General features: G+C 59.8%; 3 protein-coding genes and 1 pseudogene. 3 read left to right on the top strand and 1 reads right to left on the bottom strand.

Translation table 11 applies throughout. The features are described from left to right. Nucleotides 1–299 precede the first annotated feature (299 nt). From J1M39_RS10985 to J1M39_RS10975, 3 genes are all read left to right on the top strand, one after another. Nucleotides 300–551, top strand: a complete 252-nt coding sequence (locus J1M39_RS10985) for a helix-turn-helix domain-containing protein (protein WP_206496784.1) — start codon at nucleotides 300–302, stop codon at nucleotides 549–551. A 144-nt stretch (nucleotides 552–695) separates the two neighbouring features. Further along, nucleotides 696–2,069: a short-chain fatty acid transporter gene (locus J1M39_RS10980; protein ID WP_095354069.1), complete on the top strand. Its 1,374-nt coding sequence runs from the start codon at nucleotides 696–698 to the stop codon at nucleotides 2,067–2,069. A 58-nt stretch (nucleotides 2,070–2,127) separates the two neighbouring features. Further along, nucleotides 2,128–3,555, top strand: a complete 1,428-nt coding sequence (locus J1M39_RS10975; protein ID WP_206496783.1) for an AMP-binding protein — start codon at nucleotides 2,128–2,130, stop codon at nucleotides 3,553–3,555. Here J1M39_RS10975 and J1M39_RS10970 read toward each other — a convergent pair. Further along, a pseudogene (locus J1M39_RS10970) lies at nucleotides 3,541–3,767 on the bottom strand (IS5/IS1182 family transposase); the annotation flags it as partial. The gene J1M39_RS10975 and the pseudogene J1M39_RS10970 overlap by 15 nt on opposite strands.

The raw sequence follows: 3,767 nt of genomic DNA, 5'->3' as shown, positions 1-3,767 counted from the left end.
GATCCCGTCGTGCAGGTGGCGGTGGACCATCCTGAGACGGCCAGTGGGGGTCAGGGGTGCGTTAGCGTGAGTCATGAGTGGGTCTTTTCGGGCAGGTGGGTTGTTGAGGAACTTCCATCCTGCGGGGCGGGGCCCACTCGTCTCATCTCAGCCGGCGCCTCGTGGCAAGAACCTCATGACCCACAACAGCTAGGGCAGTGGCCGACACATCACCCGCACGGCACCCTGGAACCCATACGTTGAGCGACGTTTCATGGCGGATCGCGGCTAGTTCAGAATGCCCCTTGACGCGGCACTACATGGAACGCTTCCACCGTCTGTGGGCAGCCCCTGAAGCGAGCCGGTCGACGCTCTTGGATTCGTTCCGGACCCTCGCGGCCCACCACTTCAACTTCTCCACGGCTGCGGAATTCCTGCACTGCCACCCGAACACGTTGCGGTACCGGGCTGCGCGCCTAGAAGAACTCACGGGCACCAACATGCGGGACCTGGACGGTCTGATAGCCCTTGCCTGGGCAATCGAGTTGGCAGCACGCAGGAAGGGCGACTGAGGATCCGATTCGGACTTGTGAATCCCACAAAACCCGCTTCAACATCCTGTAGGACTTCCATTGCAGGGCAGGGATCGGCTTTGAGATGCTTCCACACAACGTGACGCCCATCACATTCTGATATCGTCGGCCAGAGGACATCTCATGCGCACCATCTCTCGCGGGCTGAACGCACTCGTGGAACGGTATCTCCCGAGCGCGTTCATCTTCGCACTCATTCTGACCCTCCTCACCCTGCTCATGGGGATGACCCTCGGGCATCAATCTTTCCCAAAGATGACCCAATACTGGTACTCGGGATTCTGGAGCTTCCTTGCCTTCGGCATGCAGATGGTCCTGATCCTGGTCACCGGGTATGCCCTAGCTAAAGCCCCTGTCGTCAATCGCGCGCTTGACCGCCTCGCCGCAATCCCGGGCACGCAGCGTTCGGCACTCGCCCTGACCATGACAGTCTCAGCAGTTATGGGGTTCATCAGCTGGGGTCTCGGATTTGTAGGGGGCACCCTGGTCGCCATCGCCATCGCGAAACGTCTAGACGCGGCGGACTTCCGGCTGCTCATCGCAGGGTCATATGCCGCTGTGATCGCAAGTCAGCCGATCTCTCTGACGCTGACCGCGCCACTGCTGGTGAACACGCCCGGCCACTCTCTTGAAGATGAGATCGGCCTTATTCCCGTAACCCAGACTCTATTCAGCCCGACGATGATCCTGTGTGCCATTCTCGGCTTTATCGGCGTGGTCATCGCTTTCATGATTATGGCCCCTCGGCCAGGAGAGGTAGTGCCGTTTGGAGCTCAGGGACGGACGAAGGGCTCGGATCCGACCCCAACTCCGACATCCTCGTCACCCGACGACCCAAAAGAGGAGCAAACCCCATCCACAACAATAGCAGAAAGATTGGACCACAGCCGCATTCTCGCTTATTTGATTGCCTGCGGCGGCCTGACGGCCATCGTGCTCTACTTTCTAGAGAACGGCTTCAACCTCGAACTCAACATCATCAACTTTGCCTTCCTGATCGTTGGAATCGCGCTCCACGGCAGCCCCACACGCTATGCAGAATGCATTACGGATGGCATCGGCGCGGCCTCCGGGATCGTCCTCCAATTTCCCTTCTATGCAGGAATCATCGGGATGATGGGTGGAGCCGGCCTCATTCAGACGATCGGGGGCTGGTTCGCATCCATCGCGACGGAGCAGACGATGCCCGTCCTCACGTACATCTCCGCGATGCTGCTCAACATCTTCGTCCCATCGGCCGGCGGCCAATGGCAACTGCAAGGGCCCGTCATGCTCGAGGCCACGGCTGGAATGGATATTTCCGCTGCGATGATCGTTAATGCCGTCTCCGTTGGTGACATGACGACCAACCTTCTGCAGCCGTTCTTCGTCCTCCCCGCTCTTGGCTTGTCTGGCCTTCAGCTTAAGGACATCTGGGGGTTCTGTATGACGGCCATGTTCGTCCTGATTGTCATCTGCGGCTCAATCTTCGCTATCGCCCCGCTGCTGGGTTGGTGAAGGGCCCGGGTGTTACCCCTTCTCCCGTCCACATTTCCGACCCACGAAGGAAGTCACCATGACCGCATCGAACCGACACCGGCTTTGGACTCCTACGCCGGAGATGACCGCCAATTCCGAACTCCACCGTTTTCGTGCATGGACGACTGGAATGCATAACATTGAACAGGACGACTACGTGAGCCTCCACGCCTGGAGCGTGCTCCATCTCGACGACTTCTGGGAGTCCGTTTGGAGCTACTTCGACGTCGTCGGACATCGGGGCCCCGGACCTGTCCGGACGGGATCCTCGATATCTGACACAGAGTGGTTTCCCGGCGCGAAATTGAATTACGCGGAGAACATCTTGCGTTTCGCAGACAGCTCCCCAGCGAAAGAGGCGCTGGTGGGACTAGACGAGACGGGTCGTCGTCGTAGTTGGACGTGGGCCCAACTCCGCGGCCAGGTGGGCGCGGCTGCCGCCTGGCTACGAAGGATCGGCGTGCGCCCTGGTGACCGCGTCTGCGCTGTGTTGCCAAACTCCCCCGAGGCGATCATCGCCCTCCTCGCTACAGCGAGCATTGGGGCGTTGTGGTCTGTCGTTAACCCTGACTTCGGCGTGCCTGGAATCAGGGAACGTTTCTCACAGATCGAACCACGAGTCCTCATCACAGGCGACGGCTACCACTACAACGGCTCCTATCGTGATTCCATCCCCGTCCTGCCACAGCTGCTCGAGTCTCTGCCCACCGTTGAGCACCACGTGCTTGTCGACCGCCACGCTGGCGTCCCTGACCTCAAGAAACATCTCTCCATTCCCACGACATCGTGGAATGACATTGTCGCGGATGAGAAAGAACCAACGTTTGAACGGGTGGATTTTTCCCACGATTTATGGATCCTCTATTCATCTGGAACAACGGGGGCCCCAAAGGGAATCGTCCACTCGCACGGAGGCATCACCTTGGAGATGCTGAAGGCCAACGGACTACAATTCGACATTGGCGCCGACGACCGCGTGTACTTCCCTGCAGCCACGACCTGGGTTATGTGGAATCTCGCTGTGAACACACTCTCCCGCGGCGCGACCGTAGTGACCTACGACGGATCCCCCACTTATCCGGACGCGGCGCAAACCCTCCGGCTTTGCGCATCGGAACATGTCAGCGTTCTTGGAGCCGGCGCAGCTCTCTTTTCGCTACTCGAGCGGTCCGGGGCTACTGAATTCCTCAAGGCAGATTTGTCCGAGATCCGATTCTTGTTCTCGTCGGGCTCGCCACTACCTGACTCCACATGGGCCTGGCTGTATGCCAATATCAACCCTGACATGCGTCTCGGGTCCGATTCAGGGGGAACGGATGTATGCACCGGGATCATCGGGTCGAATCCCTTTTGCCCGGTTTACCAGGGGGAGCTCATGGCCCCGTATCTCGGCGTCGCAGCCGATATCGTGGACGAGAACGGACACAGCATCGAGGGCGAGTTCGGTGAACTAGGGCATGTCTGACAATCGTTTTGACCATGCGATCACAGCATTCAGGACCACAGCGGCCCTGTAGATGATCGCGTACTTGTCATACCGGGTCGCCAGGCCCCGCCACTGCTTCAGGTGCGCGTACTGGCGCTCGATGACGTTGCGGCCCTTGTAGGCGGCCGCGTCGAGGCTGACGGGGCGCCCGCCGCGGGCACCGCGCCGTCTGCGGTGGCCCTGCTGGTCGG

The sequence above is a fragment of the Micrococcus sp. KRD077 genome, from assembly GCF_017168505.1.
Taxonomy (GTDB): Bacteria; Actinomycetota; Actinomycetes; order Actinomycetales; family Micrococcaceae; genus Micrococcus; species Micrococcus luteus.
This window is presented reverse-complemented; position numbering and strand designations above follow the sequence as displayed.